At 40.6% G+C, this 18,653-nt stretch carries 15 protein-coding genes; 4 read left to right on the top strand and 11 right to left on the bottom strand.

Annotation, left to right across the window (positions count from 1 at the left end):
* Positions 1-313: 313 nt before the first annotated feature.
* From BSG1_RS05895 to htpX, 3 genes are all read right to left on the bottom strand, one after another.
* Positions 314-991, bottom strand: coding sequence for a YdeI/OmpD-associated family protein (locus BSG1_RS05895; RefSeq protein WP_006836028.1), 678 nt, complete (start codon positions 989-991; stop codon positions 314-316).
* 4 nt (positions 992-995) lie between these two features.
* Positions 996-2,225, bottom strand: a complete 1,230-nt coding sequence (locus BSG1_RS05890; RefSeq protein ID WP_442852153.1) for an ATP-binding protein — start codon at positions 2,223-2,225, stop codon at positions 996-998.
* A 762-nt stretch (positions 2,226-2,987) separates the two neighbouring features.
* Positions 2,988-3,869: a protease HtpX gene (htpX, locus tag BSG1_RS05885; RefSeq protein WP_006836026.1), complete on the bottom strand. Its 882-nt coding sequence runs from the start codon at positions 3,867-3,869 to the stop codon at positions 2,988-2,990.
* 204 nt (positions 3,870-4,073) lie between these two features.
* Here htpX and BSG1_RS05880 point away from each other — a divergent pair, with 204 nt between their 5' ends.
* Positions 4,074-4,835 (top strand): DUF1836 domain-containing protein, encoded by a 762-nt coding sequence (locus tag BSG1_RS05880; protein WP_044022484.1) that lies wholly within the window; start codon positions 4,074-4,076, stop codon positions 4,833-4,835.
* A gap of 77 nt (positions 4,836-4,912) precedes the next feature.
* On the opposite strand, the gene BSG1_RS05875 is transcribed toward BSG1_RS05880, so the two are convergent.
* From BSG1_RS05875 to BSG1_RS05855, 4 genes are all read right to left on the bottom strand, one after another.
* Positions 4,913-5,797 carry a YitT family protein gene (locus tag BSG1_RS05875; RefSeq protein WP_044022500.1) on the bottom strand — a complete coding sequence of 295 codons (885 nt, stop codon included), beginning with the start codon at positions 5,795-5,797 and terminating at the stop codon, positions 4,913-4,915.
* Between the two features lie 29 nt (positions 5,798-5,826).
* Positions 5,827-7,299 (bottom strand): potassium/proton antiporter, encoded by a 1,473-nt coding sequence (locus tag BSG1_RS05870; protein ID WP_006836023.1) that lies wholly within the window; start codon positions 7,297-7,299, stop codon positions 5,827-5,829.
* 177 nt (positions 7,300-7,476) lie between these two features.
* On the bottom strand, positions 7,477-8,028 hold the full coding sequence (locus BSG1_RS05865) for a tyrosine-type recombinase/integrase (RefSeq protein ID WP_006836022.1): 552 nt from the start codon (positions 8,026-8,028) through the stop codon (positions 7,477-7,479).
* A 371-nt stretch (positions 8,029-8,399) separates the two neighbouring features.
* Positions 8,400-9,176, bottom strand: coding sequence for a TerC family protein (locus tag BSG1_RS05855; protein ID WP_006836020.1), 777 nt, complete (start codon positions 9,174-9,176; stop codon positions 8,400-8,402).
* A 398-nt stretch (positions 9,177-9,574) separates the two neighbouring features.
* On the opposite strand from BSG1_RS05855, the gene BSG1_RS20770 reads away from it, so the two are divergent.
* The 3 genes from BSG1_RS20770 (at position 9,575) to ahpF (ending at position 12,165) form a co-directional block, all read left to right on the top strand.
* Positions 9,575-9,712, top strand: a complete 138-nt coding sequence (locus BSG1_RS20770) for a hypothetical protein (protein ID WP_006836019.1) — start codon at positions 9,575-9,577, stop codon at positions 9,710-9,712.
* A 346-nt stretch (positions 9,713-10,058) separates the two neighbouring features.
* The gene (gene ahpC, locus BSG1_RS05850; RefSeq protein WP_006836018.1) at positions 10,059-10,622 is read left to right on the top strand and encodes an alkyl hydroperoxide reductase subunit C; all 564 of its coding nucleotides are present in this window, start codon (positions 10,059-10,061) and stop codon (positions 10,620-10,622) included.
* Between the two features lie 13 nt (positions 10,623-10,635).
* Positions 10,636-12,165, top strand: a complete 1,530-nt coding sequence (ahpF, locus tag BSG1_RS05845) for an alkyl hydroperoxide reductase subunit F (protein WP_006836017.1) — start codon at positions 10,636-10,638, stop codon at positions 12,163-12,165.
* A 188-nt stretch (positions 12,166-12,353) separates the two neighbouring features.
* On the opposite strand, the gene BSG1_RS05840 is transcribed toward ahpF, so the two are convergent.
* The 4 genes from BSG1_RS05840 to BSG1_RS05825 all read right to left on the bottom strand — a co-directional run bounded on the left by BSG1_RS05840 (position 12,354) and on the right by BSG1_RS05825 (position 18,502).
* A complete protein-coding gene (locus BSG1_RS05840; protein WP_006836016.1) occupies positions 12,354-13,898 on the bottom strand; it encodes a malate:quinone oxidoreductase in 1,545 nt (514 codons plus the stop codon).
* Between the two features lie 330 nt (positions 13,899-14,228).
* Entirely contained in the window at positions 14,229-15,659 is a 1,431-nt protein-coding gene (locus BSG1_RS19745) for an HD-GYP domain-containing protein (RefSeq protein ID WP_006836015.1), read from the bottom strand.
* A complete protein-coding gene (locus BSG1_RS05830; protein WP_006836014.1) occupies positions 15,643-16,911 on the bottom strand; it encodes a GGDEF domain-containing protein in 1,269 nt (422 codons plus the stop codon). Before BSG1_RS05830 ends, BSG1_RS19745 begins: the two co-directional genes overlap by 17 nt.
* Before the next feature lie 112 nt (positions 16,912-17,023).
* Positions 17,024-18,502 carry a S8 family peptidase gene (locus BSG1_RS05825; RefSeq protein WP_006836013.1) on the bottom strand — a complete coding sequence of 493 codons (1,479 nt, stop codon included), beginning with the start codon at positions 18,500-18,502 and terminating at the stop codon, positions 17,024-17,026.
* Positions 18,503-18,653 lie beyond the last annotated feature (151 nt).

Here is an 18,653-nt window from a genome sequence, read left to right as displayed (position 1 = left end):
CGATTGGAGGTTAGAGTTCTTCATATTCTGAGAGTAACGGACTTCGCCTAATGCTTTCGCTGCCTGTAAATGGGGAGAAGTTCACGCAAGCCAGCTCTATTTTGAGGTGAAAGATATTAAGCTAGCTTTTGAAGCGCTAACAGAAAAGGACGCAACACTTATGGATGAGCCCCATGTCCTCGCTTAAAGGGGACAGCTGAAACGTGGATAACCTTTTATATGGAAATAGAAGGTAATAAGCATCTCTGTGGAGCGAAGTGTTTGCATAACAAAAATAGAGAGGCAGGCCTTAAAGGACCTGCCTCTCTATTACTTATCTTTTCTGCTGTCTGTACAAATCCATCGACTTATATCCTTCCGCTAAGACCGCTTCCATCTGCTGCAGTCGTTTTTCCTGAGTCTCTTTTCTCTTAGCACTGTAGACATAACGGGCCCAATCCTTTTGGTAGCCGTAAGTCAAGTCATTGTAGGCCTGCAATATTTCCACGTTGTTTCTCAAATACTGCTTCAGATCCCCTATGTTCTCAATGTAGTCATCCACACACTGGCTCTTTTTGATGGCAGCTTTTTTCTTTGGAGGCTGTGCTTTCATTCCGATCACGGTAAAAACCTCATTCAAGCTGACCATCCTTGAAAACTTCAAGTTGCTTCCATGAGCGAAGCCTTCTTCATTAAAGTGGTCTTGATTATAGAGACTGTCACGCTCTATATACTGATCATAAACGGGGTTGTTTTTCTTGGGATAGGCAAAATATAAATAACCTTTATCCTTGATCAGCTGTTTATTCACAGCTTCCTTCAAAACCTCATTGAACTCCTCCAGGCTGAAAACAAACGTAAACACCAGGTCGTACTGTTCTTCCTTGACAGCCGAGTCATAAACCAGCTCTTCAAAGTCGTTAACGTCTTGCGGGATATTAAGAATGGCTTTAGATGAGAATTTGTTTAAATTTAACTTCTCAATGATACTTTTCTGCGAATTCGCGTTCATTGAATTACTCCTTTTCTTTTACTCGAGGGAAGCGAAGGGTGACAGTGGTTCCGACTCCCAATTGACTGGTAAATTGAATGGTACCATTATATTTTTCAACAATGTTATAGCAAATCATTAATCCAAGGCCGGTCCCTCTGCTTTTCAAAGAGTAGAAGGGGGTACCCAGAAGGCTGATTTCTTCCTTCGACATCCCTTGGCCTTTATCTTCCACTATGATTTCCACCCTGTCCTTTTTCTTTTCTGCTTTTACCAGAACCGTGGACCCATGTGGAGATGCTTCAATCGCATTCTTAATCAGGTTGATGAGCAGCTGCTTGAATTCAATTGAATTCGCAAATACATAACACTCTTCCTGAACTTGCAAGTCGATATGATTATCATGGAGCAGTCCGTATGATTTCAATAACTCTGTCACATCATCCAATACCACCTGCACTTCCACTCTGCTCAAATTACTTTCCTTCTCAGGTTTAGCAATTGAGAGAAACTGAGAAATCACATGTTCAGCGGTATCCAATTCGTCTATCATAAGAGAAAAGTTCCTCTTATATTGTTTATTCAATTCATTATCTTCTACATAATATTGTAAAAAACCTTTTACGACCGTAAGGGGATTCCTGATTTCATGGGCAACAGCAGCAGCCAGTTGTCCTGTTGTTTTCAGCCTCTCTGCATTCTGAACCTGTTCATAATACACGCGCTGTTTTTGAATCCGCACATTGGTTAAATAGAAAATGAAAGAGATGATCATTTGGCTGCCGATAAAATTGATAATATTGCCTATCATATCCATTTCGATATGAGCGTAGTTCTTCCCCTGGTCAACGAGATAAATATAACTAAAGGTCAAGCTGATAAGAATCCCATTCATAATTATAGAAAAATAAAATAGCTTTTTATCAAAAAACAGGATGGATATAGCTGGTATAAAGCAGAGGAAAATAAACGTCGACCATGTTTCAGGATAAATGAAAAACAGAAGATAAAAATAGGCAGTCGTCACTAATATCAGTAAGATTCTTAAAATCCGGCCCTCAAATTTTGGATACAGAAGCAAACATAGGGCCAGAAGGACAACAAGGGCTGCATGCAGCATATAGCCTGTATCAAAATTTTCCTTCCTTGGATTCGCGACCAATAACCCGGAGGCCATTAGGATAATAATCATTAAGGAAACGCCATAGTATAACTTTTTATTGAAATGAGTATAAAATTCCTTCAATCGTCTCACCGCCTAAATACCGTGATATATGTAACTATCTTACAAATCCAACCTTTAGTCAAACGCTTAAATATTCACTATTTTCTCCCTTCCTAAAAAAAGAAGGACACTCCTTTTTACAATGATGTTGTAATAAAAAAACATAATAAATCCATTAATTGAGAAAGTCACCAAGGGAAGAGGAAAGGTGCTTAAAATAAGGGGAATTTTTTCCGTTAAACTGCAGAATTTAGCTGGGAAGAGGTAAATAAGGGAAGAATCTTCCGTTAAACATGCTCAGTAACCCCATTTTCATGTTTTTTAAGTTAATAGCGGAAAACTCTTACCCTATTTGACCTATTTTTCTCGACTTTTCTTTAATAAGGGACATTTCTTCCCTTATTATATAAGCTCATGGTAAGAAAACTTTTATGGTCCTTGATTTATTGTGGAGGGTGCCAGGTATAAGATTTATCCAACTAATGAAGGGCTTGTTTTATCATTTTTCAATCAGTGTGAAATGCTAAGAACCAGTTAACCATAATGGATATAATTCGTTAAGATTTATTTATACCATTCCCATGTGAATTCCCCACGTAAATCAAAGTACTGTAATTCAGTGCTGCGATTATAGAAACAAGAGATGCTGTAAAAATCCATAAAAAAAGCATACGAATAATGGTGCAGATTCGTATGCTAAAGACTATAAATTTTTATGGTCTGTACCTCTAAAGTGAACTACTTACATTTTACCAGGGGTGTCCTTCTTTTTTAAAACATTTGCACAGATTATTATCTGCCTTCCAGTCTGCTGATGCGGTCATCCAAATCAGGATGTGTAGAGAAAATAGGGGATTTTCTTCTTCCGCTGATTTTTAATGTTGCGACGGCTGTATCCCTTTCCTCAACAACACGGTTGGAGTAAGCTTTCAGCATACGCAGGGCATGCACCATTTTATCCTTCCCGGCAAGGTCTGCCCCGCCCCTGTCAGCATGGTATTCTCTGTGACGGGAATAGGCGAAGACAACTAAGCTTCCGAGGATCGAAAAGACAATCTGGAATACGATCACGGCGATGAAATGGACGATTGGCGCCATATCTTCTTTTACAAAACGGGATGCAATCCAGGCTGCAATTCTCGCAAGGAAAACCACAAATGTATTGACGACCCCTTGCAGTAAGGTCATCGTTACCATATCACCGTTTGCAATATGTGCAACTTCGTGGGCAATGACACCTTCCACCGCATCGTCATCCATTTCACGCAACAGTCCTGTTGAAACAGCAACCAAGGAGCGCTTCTTTGATGGGCCTGTAGCAAAGGCGTTTACTTCTGGTGAATCGTAGATACCAACTTCAGGCATATGCATTAAGCCAGCCGCCTTGGACAAGCGGTGAACTTTTTCAACTACCTCTTGTTCATGAGCTGATAAAGATTTATTCGGATCCAATACCCTTACATTCATCATTTTTTTGGCCATCCAACGGGACATAGCCAGTGAAATGAATGATCCAGAGAAACCAATAATGGCACTGAATACAAGCAACGCTCCTAAGTCGATGTTGCCTTGAGGATCAATATAATTACCTGCTCCTGTGACAGAGAAGATAATGCTAATCGTTAGCAATACGAGTATATTCGTCAAAAGAAAATAGAAAATTCGTTTACCCATTGTATCTCCCTCGCTTTTTCAAGTTCAAATGAACTTGTATATGAACCTATTATACGATTTTCTCATTTGAATATCAATCTTATTCTTTCTTCAGCAAACCACTACTGTTGCCGTCCTTATGACTCTGAAGGATTGACTGAAGCCCTCTCAACCATTACGATAAAGGGACATTGGAGAAAATTTGGAAGGGCAGGAGTGAAGAACGTGGAAGCCTTCAAACTATCCAGAAAAAATATGGCCGATTTACTTTCCTCATTAAATCGCTCAACGGAGATTACACCTTTGATGGTGCTGCAGGAAGCATGGTCCTCCGCCCATGAAGAAGAAATGAAGAATGGAAAAGCATTAAAAGCATTTATCTCAACAGAAATGCCGTCCATATTTCAAAAATTTTTTAAAACAGAAAGCGTGGAATTTGGATTCTCTATTAATGAGATCGTTTCCCTGGGAAACCAGATAGAATTTACCAACCTATCACCAAGCGCTGTCCAAAATTGGGTGAAACGGGATATTAAAGAGCTGATAGGTTCACCCCAACTTGGGAGGAAGTATACAATTGACCAGGCCGCAATCCTCTTTATCGTCGAGGACCTTAAAGCCGCTTTGGACTTTGAATCAATACGAAAACTCCTGACGTTGATATTCAACAACCCCGAAGACCGGACTGATGACATGGTTAGTCCAGTAGATCTATACTCCGCCTATGCATCCGTTTTTGATAAATTGCATCACCATACAAAACCTGGCATTATAGATACCTCCCACAGGTCGCTGAATGGATGTACCGACAAAATAATTAAAGAAGAGTGCCTCGAATTAATACCTCTTTTCAACGGTTTGAGTAAAGAAAACCAAGACATCGTTCTGAATGTCCTGATAGCCTCTGCTCTTACTGTACAATCCGCTTATTATCAATCACTCGCAAAAAAATATGTTGGGGCAGCCTTGTTTTTGACAGGGCTCTAAAAAAGAGCCGTCCTGAAAGAGGCTGGGCATTTGCCCAGCCTCTTTTCTTTGTTTCCAGCAATTATAAATGTTCCTTCTTAGTGGATATCCCTCTTCTTAAACCTTCCTCCGCGGACCTCATTAATATCTGCTACTGCCAGGAACGCCGTCGGATCAAGTTCTTCGACTATGGATTTTAATTTGGCCTCCTCAAGTCTCGTCACGATGCAGAAGATGACTTTCTTATCATCCCCTGAATATCCGCCTTCTCCTTTAAGGTACGTGACACCGCGCCCCAAACGGGCAAGGATGGCATCGCCGATTTCCCGGTCTTTATCGCTGATGATCCAGGCGGATTTTGATTCGTCAAATCCATCTATAACAATATCAATTGTTTTAAAGGCGATGACATACGCTAGAACCGAATACATTGCCCTGTCCCAGCCGAGCACAAAACCACCCCAGGCAAAAATGAATACATTGAACAGCATGATGAACTCGCCAACTGAAAAAGGAAATTTTTTATTCAAAAGGATTGCGAGGATTTCACTTCCGTCCAGCGCCCCTCCAAAACGGATGACCAGCCCCACTCCTGCACCCAGTACGATTCCGCCAAACACGGTGGCAAGCAAAACATCCTGTGTAAATGCCGCGACCGTATGGAGATAGTTGGTGGCAAGCGAAAGAACCGCAATCCCGAAAACAGTCGATATGGCAAATGTCTTTCCAATCTGTTTATAGCCTAAAAAGAAAAACGGGATATTCAAAAGGAAAATGAATACACCAAGTTTTATGCCGGTGAGATTATATAGAATAATCGAGATCCCGACAATTCCCCCATCCATGATCATGTTCGGTACCAAAAATACTTCAATTCCCAAGGCCATTAATATAGCACCTAATAGAATGAAAAAGGTTCGTTTAATCACTTTCTTTGTACTTAACTTCTGATGTTTGAGTTCTGTTTGTATTTGCTGTTTTATGGATTCATCGTTCAACTTCTACTCCTCCATTATTCATTAATGTGTAGCATTTCCTTCAGTTCCCTTTTGCTGTTTCTTGAAACAAGGATATACAGGATGTCACCTTTTTGAATGACCGTTTCTCCATAAGGGGTAACCAGGTCGGCACCGCGAATGACTGCGTTGATTAAGACGTCTTTTGGAAATGAGATATCTGCAAGGCTCTTGCCAACAATCGGCATTTCCTCATTCACTTCAGCTTCCAGGATCTCCGCGTCTGCTTTTCCTATGGATATCAGTTCAAGTGAATGGGCAGGTTCCGCCTTAGTGGAACCCGTTAATCCCAGTTTTGCTGCAAACTTGGAAATGGTAGATCCTTGGATCAAGGCTGAGGTCAATACGACGAAAAAGACGACATTAAAGATCATCTGGGAATTTTCCAATCCCGCAATCAACGGAAAGGTTGCAAGGACAATCGGAACAGCACCCCGGAGGCCAGCCCATGATAGAAATATCTTCTCATTCAGCTGATAGTTCATCTTGATCATAGAAACAAAAACAGCTATCGGTCTTGCCACGAAAATTAAGATGGCAGAAAGCAATAATCCTTTTCCGACAACTTCCCAAGTAAACAACTGTGCAGGAAAGACGAGCAATCCCAGGATGACAAACATCAATATTTGCATCATCCACGCAAATCCTTCATTAAACTTAAAGATTGAATGCCTGTAGGTCAATTCTTTATTCCCTATTACCATTGCCGCCACATAAACAGCCAGTAGGCCGCTGGCATTTAAAAGGTCGGTGATACTATATGCCAACAGTGCGAATGCCATAGTGAAAACAGGATATAAACCGCTGGAGTCCAAGTTGATTCTGTTAATAAAGAAAGATCCTGCCTTTCCAATAATTATTCCGAGCAGAAGTCCTATCCCCATCTGCCAAAAGAACGAGCCGGCTAATAGGAAGTAGACGGGTTTATCAACCGTCAATAATTCTATAAAAAAGATTGTCAGGAAAACAGCCATTGGATCATTGGTTCCAGATTCAACTTCTAAGATCGAACCGAGTTTCCCCTTGACGTTCTTACCCTTCAACACAGCAAAGACAGCCGCTGCATCAGTGGACCCCACAATTGAACCAAACAGAAATCCCTCAAGCCAGGAAACCCCCAAAATCAATTTAGCAGCAACAGCCACAACGGTGGTGGTAATCAAAACACCTGCTGTAGCAAGTGATAAAGCTGGCTTCGCTACTGCTTTCACTGTAGAAATCTTTGTTTGGAGTCCTCCTTCAAAGAGGATGATAATGAGGGCAAGTACACCGATCATCTGAGTAAGCCGTGCATTATCAAAATAGATGAACCCTAAACCGTCACTTCCTGTAATCATTCCAACTAATATAAACAGAACAAGGGCCGGGACTCCCAGGCGGGTTGAAAACTTGGTGGTTATAACCCCTGCGCACAATAACAAAGCGGTCAGCAGAATAAAATAGTCTGAGTTTACCAATAATTCTTCCATATTGGTTGTGACTCTCACCTCTTTCTTGTATAGATGGCTTTTCGTATAGGTTGCTGCTTTCGGAAGATCACAAGAGGCGGATTTTCTGGGAAAGCATCTCGACTTATAAGGGTTTTCTCTGTGAATTTTGCTTATACTTTTGAAATTCAGTCAGCAACAAAGTTTTTAACGATAGTCTTATAAATTCACGTCCACTTTAATTGGACCTTCAGTGTATGGATCAATATCAATATAGTTCAGGGTGTCTGATGGTGTAGAATGATTGAAGATGTTCTGCAGGATGGATAAGGCAATTCCTTTTTTATAAGCGTGATATCCAAATGTCTTCCGTAGTGTATGGGTGCCTATTTTCCCCTCTATTCCTGCTTCCTGTGCCGCTCTATTGATAATACGGTAGGCTTGCTGGCGGGTGATGGGCTGATTGTTTTTCCTGGATCGAAACAGGTAGTCCTCTTCGTCCAATAGACAGTTGTTCAGGTAGTCTATCAATGCGTGTCTGACGATCTTATTTAAGTAAAAGGCCGTATCTGTTCCCGGCGGAGCAAAAAACTCTTCTACCGTACCTTCTTTATGGATGTCTTTCACTTTTACATAAAGCAGGTCACTTATGCGCAGCCCCGTGTTTATTCCAAATATAAAAAATAGGTAGTCTCTCTTTGAATGTTGATATAACCATTTTTTTATTTTGATAATATCTTCCACATCTCTGATTGGCTCAACAAACTCCATAGAAATCCTCCATAATGTTACTTAATATATATTATAGAGCTATTTAGTTACATGACAAAATAATATGATTTCTGCCGGACTAATAGAACTTGCAGTCAGCTGCTTCTGATGAGGCCAAAGAAAAGAGGCCGTTATACCGGCCCCTCTTTTCAAATTATGGTTTAATCTTCTTCCAGCTTTCCACATCAGCGGAAATGTGCGATCTCCTGCAGGACGTCCGATTTCAGTACTCAGCACAGCGTGACGGGCAACTGGAGAGAAAATAACTATCTTATTCGGATAGCAAGAATACAAATGAAGATCCATACAGAAATTGTTTCACGTGAAACAAGAAACGGACCCTTTAGTCAGAGTCCGTTTCTTAATGAAAATTATTCATTACCTTCTTGTGGAGATGAGTCCTTAGCAGGAGCAAACCATCCAAGCAGTGCAATCGCTATTAAGATTCCGTAGAAGGTAATCGTCCAGCCTGCACTATGAGGGAAATGGTAATCAAGTACCCCAATGTCCTCATGGGCAAGGGTAATGACAGCTAGCTTCACACCCACCCATGCCACGATCGCATAAGCTGTTGTTTCCAAAGCCGGCCGTTTCGAAAGTAACTGTACAAACCATGTGGCTGCATACTTAATTAAGACCAGTCCGGCAATACCTCCTAGGACGACGACGATGAACTTACCGGCATCCATGCCTCCAAAGTCACCAAGGCCTGAAGCAGGCAAGCCAAGAGCTAGGGCAACAGCCGCAAGGATAGAATCAATGGCAAACGCAAGGTCGGCTAAACCAATTTTACCAACTGTCGGCCAAAAGCCTTTCCCTCTTGCTTCCTCTTCTATTTCCTCTTCAATATTCTCATTTTCTTTACCGAATTTGGCGGTAATCAGGTGTTTACCTCCAAGGTAAATCAGGTAAGCAGCTCCGATGGCCTGCACCTGCCATACATTTGCGATAAATGAAATGGCGAAAAGCGCTCCAAACCGGAAAACGAACGCCATAATGATTCCGTAGCTGATTGCTTTTTTCTTCTGGTCATCCGGTAAATGTTTTGCGATAACCGCGAGAACAAGTGCGTTGTCAGCAGAAAGTAATCCTTCCAAACCAATTAAAATTAATAATGCCCAAGCATATTCAAGCCAGATCGACTCCAAAATACCTCTCCTTCCTCTAAACCAAAGTATTTGCAGTAAAGGTCTGGCTAACAATGTAAATTGCCAATAAAGCCGGAGGTTGTCCCTCGTGATGACGACATTTATTGTACAGCTACTCCCCTTTACTTCTATATAATGCTAATAAATTTTTCAAAAGTCAAAAAAGAACTGATCTATCATGGAAAATTTCTTATCTACGCTTTTTGCTCCGCTTATTTTAACCTTGGGCTCTAGTATCTATTCCTTTTTTCCGTTGTTGTTAAACTACAGGTATAGCGGCACGACCCTGAAAACAGCCTTTCCCTCGTCTCCAAAATTAGGCTCATTTCTTTTGTATACTCAGTGGGATCCAGGGAAAAATGAAGCTATCTTGAATGTCTGAATAAAGGAGAATCTTTATGGAAAAAGAAAAGGATCCTGGATGTCAGGAATTCGATTACATGAATCACTTCCTGATTGACCAGATCAACAGGATTTCAGTGCAGGATCAAGAAAAACAGATGAGGGAAGAATTAGAAAATAATGACTCCTCCTGAAGAAAAGAACCTTTTATCTTTTGGGGAGGTGTTATCTACAGGGTATAAGTGTAATGTGAATTGATTTACATTGTCACAGCAGGAAAGTATTGTTTTTTATCATTTGAGACCTTCTCTTTTGAGAAAAATACCGTTTTCTGTTATTTTAGTTGTGTGAGGAAAATCTTTCTTAATTTTTCAATAGTTTAATCACTTAACAAGGCTAAATGGCTTAAAGTCTATGACTATCATTGAAAAAATTAAGAATCAGGTTTCATTCTTGACAAAGTAAACGGTCTATATAATAATTTATATTTGATTAGAATTATTATAAAAAATTAACTATATTCAAGGAGGAAGATTTACTATGTCTCTTATCGGTTCTGAAGTAAAACCATTCACAGCACAAGCTTATAAAGATGGAGAATTCATCGAAGTAACAGAAGAAAGCCTGAAAGGGCAATGGAGCATTTTCTGCTTCTATCCTGCAGATTTCACATTCGTTTGCCCGACTGAGCTTGAAGATCTTCAAAATAACTATGATGAACTTAAATCACTAGGTGTAGAAGTTTACTCTGTTTCTACTGATACACATTTCACACATAAGGGCTGGCACGACAGCTCAGAAACAATCGGTAAAATCAAATACGCGATGATTGGTGACCCTTCTCAAAAAATCACTCGCAACTTTGAAGTACTGAACGAAGAAGAAGGTCTTGCTGACCGCGGAACATTCATCATCGATCCAGATGGTGTTATCCAAACGGTTGAAATCAATGCTGGCGGCATCGGCCGTGATGCAGATATTCTAGTAAGCAAAATCAAGGCTGCACAATATGTAAGAAAGAACCCAGGCGAAGTTTGCCCGGCAAAATGGCAAGAAGGTTCTGAAACACTTAAGCCAAGCCTTGACCTTGTAGGTAAAATCTAAGGAGTTGGATTAAATGTTACTCGATGCAGATATTAAAGCACAGTTAGCCCAATATCTTGAATTGCTGGAGGGCGACATCCTGCTTAAAGTGAGCGCCGGGTCTGATGAAACTTCCCGTGATATGCTTGAGTTAGTGGATGAACTGGCTACCATGTCATCACACATCAAAGTGGAACACGCTGAGTTAGAGCGTACCCCAAGCTTTAGTGTGAACCGTATCGGAGAAGATACCGGCGTAACCTTTGCTGGTATCCCTCTTGGACATGAGTTCACTTCATTGATCCTAGCCCTTCTGCAAGTGAGCGGAAGAGCTCCTAAAGTCGATGAGAGTGTGCTTGAACAAGTTAAGAACCTTAAAGGTGAGTATCACTTTGAATCATACATCAGCTTGAGCTGCCACAACTGTCCAGACGTAGTGCAGTCCCTTAACCTGATGAGCATTTTCAATGAAGGTATCACGCATACCATGATTGACGGTGCTGCGTTCAAAGATGAAGTAGAGAGCAAAGAGATTATGGCCGTACCGACTGTTTTCCTTAATGGAGAAGAATTCGGCAGCGGACGCATGTCACTTGAGGAAATCCTCGGCAAACTGGGAGGCGGTCCTGATGCGGCTGAGCTTTCCGGCAAAGATCCCTACGATGTCCTTGTAGTAGGCGGAGGACCTGCGGGTGCGAGTGCTGCCATTTACACAGCGCGTAAAGGCATCCGTACCGGTATTGTCGCTGAGCGCTTCGGCGGGCAAGTCATGGACACGTTAGGCATTGAGAACTTCATCAGTGTCAAACAAACAGAAGGACCTAAGCTTGTTGCCAGCCTTGAGGAGCATGTTAAAGATTATGGCATCGACGTCATGAATCTCCAGCGTGCAAAACGTCTTGAAAAGAAAGATATGATTGAGCTTGAACTGGATAACGGGGCTGTCCTTAAGAGTAAGACCCTTATCCTTTCAACTGGGGCACGCTGGCGCAAAGTCGGAGTACCTGGTGAAGAAGAGTTCAAGAACAAAGGCGTCGCTTACTGCCCTCACTGTGACGGCCCGTTATTCGAAGGAAAACACGTTGCGGTAATCGGCGGTGGAAATTCCGGTGTCGAAGCGGCAATTGACCTGGCCGGTATCGTTAAGCACGTAACAGTGATTGAATATAATTCTGAGCTGAAAGCGGACGCTGTATTACAGGACCGCCTGTACAGCCTTCCGAATGCAACAGTTATTAAAAACGCTCAAACTAAGGAGATTACAGGTACTGATAAAGTAAATGGTCTCACTTATATTGATCGTGATACAGAACAAGAACAGCACATCAACTTAGAAGGTGTCTTCGTTCAAATCGGCCTTGTCCCGAACACAGATTGGTTAGGCGATGCACTTGACCGTAACCGTATGGGTGAAATTGTAGTCGATAAGCATGGTGCTACAAGCATGCCTGGAGTATTTGCCGCAGGAGACTGTACGGACAGTGCTTATAAACAAATCATCATCTCTATGGGATCGGGTGCAACTGCAGCCCTCGGTGCATTTGACTACCTAATCCGCAATTAATAATTAAAAGCCGCTTCTGGAATTCCAGAAGCGGCTTTTTTGTCCCTATATACAAATGTTGCTTTTAATCTTTGTATCAATACCTTTTATGCAGTCCACAAGTACTCTGGAATCCAGCTTCTACAAAAAAGAATCTTCAACCTGAAAACAGATCAAAGATTCCCTATTTGTTTATGATGTTGAAATAATCAGCTTGTTACCTTTTCATTAATGGATTCTTTGTCCAGGGATTCAACTAAAGAAATTCTGTTTTCATCCAGTTTAAGTGTTTCTGCAGTGGAAGCATGGATCTCCCTGAAAAACTCTGGATTTTCCACCAGCGATACGCCATAAGATGGCACCATCTCTTTAATTTTCGGTGTCCACTTGTCCATATGCTGCGGGAAGCACTTTTCCAGCACCTCTAACATGACATGGACCGCTGTAGATGCTCCTGGAGAAGCACCTAGTAAAGCTGCGATAGACCCATCTTCAGCACTTACCACTTCCGTACCAAACTGAAGAGTCCCTTTTCCGCCTGCCTCTGTATCTTTGATGACTTGGACTCGCTGGCCAGCTACGACAATATCCCAGTCCTCATTCTTCGCATCTGGAATGAATTCTCTTAATTCATCCATGCGCTGTTCATGAGATAATGTTACCTGCTGGATCAAATATTTTGTCAATCCCATCTCTTTTGCACCTGCCGCCAGCATCGTAAGGACATTATTTGGCTTAACAGAGCTGATTAGATCCATATTTGAACCTGTTTTCAAAAACTTCGGTGAGAAACCTGCAAATGGACCAAACAGCAGGGATTTCTTGTTATCGATATACCTTGTATCAAGATGGGGAACAGACATTGGAGGTGCCCCGACCTTGGCTTTACCGTACACTTTCCCGTGATGAAGAGCGGCAATCTCAGGTTTGTTACATACTAAAAATAGGCCGCTAACCGGGAAGCCCCCGATACGCTTCGACTCTGGAATTCCTGTTTTCTGAAGTAAATGCAGACTTCCGCCTCCGCCACCGATAAAGACGAATTTAGCTGTATGATATTCAATGCGGTTATTTTCCATATCATGAACTTTCACTTCCCATGAACCATCACTGGTGCGCTTGAAATTCTCCACACTATGCTTGTAATTGACCTCTACATTCTGATTCTTCAAGTGATCGAACAGCATGCGGGTCAAAGCACCAAAGTTAACATCCGATCCGGAATCGATTTTGGTAGCCGCAATCGGTTCTTCCGATTTTCGTCCGTTCATGATGAGCGGGATCCATTCCTTCAGCTTTTCAGGATCATTCGAAAACTCCATCCCCTGAAACAGCGGGTTATTTGAAAGCGCTTTAAAACGATTTTTTAAAAAATTGACATTACTTTCCCCTTGAACCAGACTCATATGAGGAATTGGCATGATGAATTCCTGCGGGTTCTGAATCAGGTTGCTGTTAACAAGGTAGGACCAAAACTGTCTTGAAAGCTGAAACTGCTCATTGATTTTTACTGCTTTCGTGATATCGATCGATCCATCCGCTTTTTCAGATGTGTAGTTAAGCTCACATAATGCGGCATGTCCTGTACCTGCATTATTCCATTCATTCGAACTTTCTTCACCTGCACTGGCAAGCTTCTCAAAAACTTTAATTTCCCATTCCGGAGCTAATTCCTTCAATATCGACCCTAGTGTTGCACTCATGACTCCGGCACCGATTAAAATAACGTCTGTTTTCTTCTGCACGCTGCTCATGATTACTTCCTCATCCCCTATATTTGAAAAATGATCAAGGCGCTATTGCTTAAGTGTTCCATAAACATGAGCGCCACCGTTTCACATACCTATACTCTATCCATCTCAATTATATCTTATTCTATTATAATAATTTTTCAAATTAAAAAAAATACTATTGTCTGATAATTATAAACTATTTTAGGCCGCTTGTAAAAAGATGATAAATTTAAAAGTGTCTTTCTAATGATAAAAACTAAGATATACATACACAAGATTCTTACCAGTTATAAAAGGACGGTTTCACTATTCCAGGAAGCGAATAAAAAAGGACTATTTCTAGCCCTAACATTACTGAGCCCTGGTTAATATTAAATTTTGCTTTTTATTTATATTATTATATAGATAACCCCGATTAGTTTTTATTTTCCCTTTGATGAGTGATGAATCTATTAGTGTTGCGGAATTTAAAAATGCTTCATCTCCCGCCCTAGTTCTTAGCTTGAATAAAGCGTCCACGACAGTTGGATGGAAATCGGTACCTCTGCAACGGCTGAATTCAGTCATCGCTTCTTCGACTGTCCGCTCTTTCTTGTAAGATCGGCTGGAAAGTATAGCATCAAGAGTGTCTGCAACCCCTAATACGTGAGCACCCAATGGGATTTGCTTTTCTACCAGGCTTCTAGGATAGCCGGAGCCATTATATCTTTCATGGTGCATCCCTACCAACTCAGCTACCTTAGACAGCTTTGGAATGTCTGAAAGGATTTCTTCCCCTATCACAGGGTGTTTCTTCATAATTTCATACTCTTCCGAAGTGAGTCTTCCTTCTTTGAATAAGATTTCTTCAGGAATAGAAATTTTTCCTATATCGTGCAGGAGACCAGCTATCCTAATTGTCTCAATTTCTTCCTCATTAAATTTTAGCTCTGTAGCCAAAGCTACTGCATAGTTGGACACCTGCAAAGAATGACCGTAGGTATACGGATCTCTTGCGTCTATCGTAGCCGTTAAAGTCATGATAAACTCATCCAGCGTTTGGTCTAATGCTTCTGCTAATTTTTCCATATTTCTATTGCTGCTTTCCAACTCCATAATTCGTTCATTAGCATAATGAGCATTATTCCTAAAACTGTATAGAACAATACCTATTAAAATAGAAGTGGGTATAAAAGCAAATATTCCATTTTCCTTATAAAAATATCCCTGTATACCTCCGATAAAGGAAAATAAAATAAAATGGTGCAGATGCGGCATTATCATATTATTGACTAATTGCATAAAGTTCTTTTTAGTGACAAGATTTAATAAGACTAGGTTAATAGTACAGTTTACGATTAAATATATGAGGGGAATTACGAGCAGCTCAAATAGATAGCTGCTACCAGAAAGGATATGCACTTCTTTTAATGATTTATAAAACAAATAGGTGATAGTCATGGATGATAAATAAGAAAAAATATTATAGAAAACTTTAATTAGAGGTAACCTTTTCGGATATAATGAGCAAATTATACCTCCAATTAAATTAACAATAATGGCATCTGTAATACCACTTCCCGCTAATACCGAAATACTCACTACAAGAGACCATGAGATTTTCACATACTCTTTAGAATCATAAAGAATGACTGGTATTTTATACGCTTCTCCTAAAATCATTAATAAGATAAACAATGGTAAAGTAAGCATGTGCATGGATGAGGGGTCAAACCAAAGGAGTGAGAAGGAGATAGATATTGCAGCCAGTATGAATATATAGATTTTAATAGACAGTTGCATTACTCTCTCCCTTTCTATTCTCTATAGGCTTGTCAGCTAAATCTGGATGCAACTTACTATTACCATACAATTGGACCTGATTCCTTCCATTTCTTTTTGCTTCATAAAGTGCCTCGTCCGCTGACTGAATAAGAGTTTGAATATCCTCTGCGTCAGCTGGGAAACTGGCCACTCCCAGACTAATACTTAGCGGTATTTTTTCACCTTCTTCACTTAACAAGTTTATGTCTTCAATTTTCCTTCTGACATCCTCAGCATGTCGGGCGGCTTCATCCTTAGTCGTACTTGGGAGGATCATAACGAATTCTTCCCCTCCGAATCGTGCAGAGAAAAACCGGTTCTGTTGGCTATCCTTAAATACCTTACCAATGGCTGTGATCGCTTCATCCCCAGCTGCATGACCAAATTTGTTATTAACATCACGTAAATAATCCATGTCCCCAAAGATTAATGTCAAGGGTTTACCTGATTTTTTACATAATAGATAGAGCTCATTTATCTTCTCATCAAAAAACCGATAATTATAAATTCCTGTCTTCTCATCGATGTAGATCAATTGAGCTTTATTGGCATTTTGCAATAATTTTTGCAAAAATAGCACGGGGAAAATAAAGAAAAGTAATAAATAAGGGTTAAATAGATACGTTATGGCAAGTATTGAGCCGGTGATAATTAAAATCCCTTCCATAAGAATAGTATCCTTCTTAATAGCAGGGGCATGCTTCCATTTTATTCTTTCATCTAGGCTTATCAGTGTATTAATCATAACCACTTGAATAAATCCGAAAGTAATTGCTTTGATAAACAAGGCGAGTGTAAATATAAACTCAGGATTAAAGTTGAATGATAGAACTACGCTAAATAGGATTTGTGCCAACAGTCCAGAGATAATAGCATTAGAGGCATTAAAATCAGGACCAAGGAAAGGCTCTGGGTGTTTCTTTAGTAATCGGTCAACTATGTTAACAAAACAAGAAATGATGATAACCAACGCAAACTGAGGAAAGGGGAGTACAACGAGTGCAGCAAACTCAAAAACACAACCAACTCCGGCTGAAATCTTTGAATCCACGAATCGGAACAGCCCACCGTGACGTGCTACAGCCACTAATATAAGCCATATTACAAATGTCGGAATGGACTCCACTGATATTGGGTCTCTTTCGGCAATCAGATAAATGGTAGCGGCAACTGCTAATATATTACTGACCCATATGAAAGCAATTGCTTGTCTTGGATGCTTCTTCTTCACAATCCATCACCCTTTTACTTAATAGATTTTTTCGAAATCCGTTTTAAATCGACTTTTTAAATCAGGATATAATAGGAATAAACAGCGCCCCTTTTACAAGGGGCGCTTCTCATTAATACTCGAAATTATTAGCCCACGATATGTTGGCCCATGAGATGTTAGCCCACGAAATATTGGCCCATGAAATGTTAGCCCATGAAATATTGCTAAAAGAACCATTTTCATCCGCTAACGGATTTAGCAAAGGAGATATCTCATAATTTTGGGATACATTTTGAGGAATTTGACTCTTATCAAAGAATACCGCCGCATCAGCTCTAACCATTCCACCCGTTCCAGATGGCTGATATGCATATTCTCTTGTTGTGTTTTTAAGAACCCATTTTACTTGATCCGGCGTTAAATCGGGATTAACTTGCAGCATCAAGGCAACAATTCCACTTACCACTGGAGCAGACATAGAGGTACCGCCCATTCTAAAGTAAGATTTGTCGACAATATTGCCTGGTCTTATATCCCGGATTGTTCCTTTTGGCATATAGGCGACAATTTCAGAACCAGGAGCAACAACTTCTGGCTTGGAATGTCCGTCCAGTGTAGTTCCGCTCGCAGACCAACTCTTTAAAGAATCATCGACTAAGTCCTTTGTACCATTATCATCAACTGCACCAACCGTAATTACGTGAGGATCGTTTGCAGGAGCATAGCAGACTGAACAATCTGTGCCGCCTTTATTACCAGCTGACACTACCACTACAATTCCGGCTTTCCACAATAACTGAACAGCAGCATTAGTTGCACTTTCCTTATAACTTTGTTTAGTCGCTATTTGATTGGAAATATTCACAACTCGGATATTATATTTCTCATGGTTTTCATAAATCCATTGCAAACTGTCCACCAGATTCTTTTCACCGGTTCTTCCTTCATCGTCACTAATCTTTACATTCACAAGATTTACACCTGGGGCAACACCAACATATTTACCACCACTTTGACTCCCATCTCCGCCAATAATTCCGGCAACATGTGTTCCATGGCCGAAGAAATCTGACATCTGATTTGTATCAGCGAACTTCTGATTGGCAATGATTCGGCCACTAAAATCTGAACCATTTCCTTCTGCTATACCGCTATCTACAACTGCAACAGTTACACCTTTTCCTGTGTATCCTTTTGACCATACTTTTTCTGCTGAAACAGCTTCATTATAGGCATTAACTACAAGCTTACTATCCGGAACAGAAGTTGACTTAGACTTGGCTGTTTCCACTTCTGAATTCTCATTTATAAACATAACATGCGGATTAGTTGCCAACATGTGCACTTTAGCAGGAACCATTTCTACCGCCAAAGAATTAATGAACCCCCATGTCTTTAATACTGTTCCTCCCAATCTAGAAACATCGTTAGCTACACTTTCTATATTTCCTGTGCCTGCTTTAACTCCAATGATGAATTCTTTTGTACTATTTACTTTCTCAACTACACTAATCTCATTTGTTGCTTGCGCATTATTGTTGGGCAATGGCGCAATAAAGCTGCCGATAAGCAAAGAGCTTACTAAAATAGATGATACAAATTTCTTCACACTTATTTCCTCCCGTTAACAGTATTTTGTCGAAGTCATTCTTAACTCGTCTTTTCTGATGCTCCCATTCCTCCCACCTAGGTTTTTTATTCATGCAGGACCGCTGTTGTAGTCAATAAAAAAGAGGGCTATTCAGAGAATAGCCCTCTTC

Source organism: Bacillus sp. SG-1 (assembly GCF_000181495.1).
Taxonomy (GTDB): domain Bacteria; phylum Bacillota; class Bacilli; order Bacillales; family Bacillaceae_B; genus Rossellomorea.
Note: the sequence above shows the minus strand (reverse complement) of the source record. Positions and strands in the feature narration are given on the sequence as shown.